The 673-nt window shown below is 50.7% G+C and carries 6 tRNA genes; all 6 read right to left on the reverse strand.

Features of this window, described 5'->3' with window-relative positions:
• Positions 1-137 precede the first annotated feature (137 nt).
• The 6 genes from MN204_RS20285 to MN204_RS20310 all read right to left on the reverse strand — a co-directional run bounded on the left by MN204_RS20285 (position 138) and on the right by MN204_RS20310 (position 662).
• Positions 138-213, reverse strand: a tRNA-Ala gene (locus MN204_RS20285).
• Positions 214-226: 13 nt separating this feature from the next.
• Positions 227-303, reverse strand: a tRNA-Pro gene (locus tag MN204_RS20290).
• Positions 304-309: 6 nt separating this feature from the next.
• Positions 310-386: transfer RNA gene (locus MN204_RS20295), tRNA-Arg, on the reverse strand.
• A gap of 3 nt (positions 387-389) precedes the next feature.
• Positions 390-478 (reverse strand) — tRNA-Leu (locus MN204_RS20300).
• A gap of 7 nt (positions 479-485) precedes the next feature.
• Positions 486-560: transfer RNA gene (locus MN204_RS20305), tRNA-Gly, on the reverse strand.
• 20 nt (positions 561-580) lie between these two features.
• Positions 581-662, reverse strand: a tRNA-Leu gene (locus tag MN204_RS20310).
• Positions 663-673 lie beyond the last annotated feature (11 nt).

The following is a 673-nucleotide window of genomic DNA, read 5'->3' on the forward strand; positions in this document are numbered from 1 at the left end:
AACGTCGTTTTCTTTCTTGACATATTGGTTGTTTTGTTCAGTTTTCAAAGAGCAAATTTGTTAGTCGCTTTTCAAATTGGCGACTTTATTAATATAACACACAGAGTTTTTAATGTCAACTCTTTTTTAAATAAAAATGGTGGAGCCTAGCGGGATCGAACCGCTGACCTCCTGCGTGCAAGGCAGGCGCTCTCCCAGCTGAGCTAAGGCCCCGTTTAAAATGTAATGGTCGGGAAGACAGGATTCGAACCTGCGACCCCTTGGTCCCAAACCAAGTGCTCTACCAAGCTGAGCTACTTCCCGATATAATGGCGCGCCCGAGAGGAGTCGAACCTCTAACCGCTTGATTCGTAGTCAAGTACTCTATCCAATTGAGCTACGGGCGCATATGGTGCCGAGGACCGGAATCGAACCGGTACGGTAGTCACCTACCGCAGGATTTTAAGTCCTGTGCGTCTGCCAGTTCCGCCACCCCGGCAAGGGCTTGGAGCGGAAGACGGGATTCGAACCCGCGACCCCCACCTTGGCAAGGTGGTGTTCTACCACTGAACTACTTCCGCGCTTAGCAAATTAAAAATGATGCGGGTGAAGGGACTTGAACCCCCACGTCCGAAGACACTAGATCCTAAGTCTAGCGCGTCTGCCAATTCCGCCACACCCGCAAATGGTGAGC

The sequence above is a fragment of the Oceanobacillus saliphilus genome, assembly GCF_023522835.1.
Taxonomy (GTDB): Bacteria; Bacillota; Bacilli; order Bacillales; family Amphibacillaceae; genus Oceanobacillus; species Oceanobacillus saliphilus.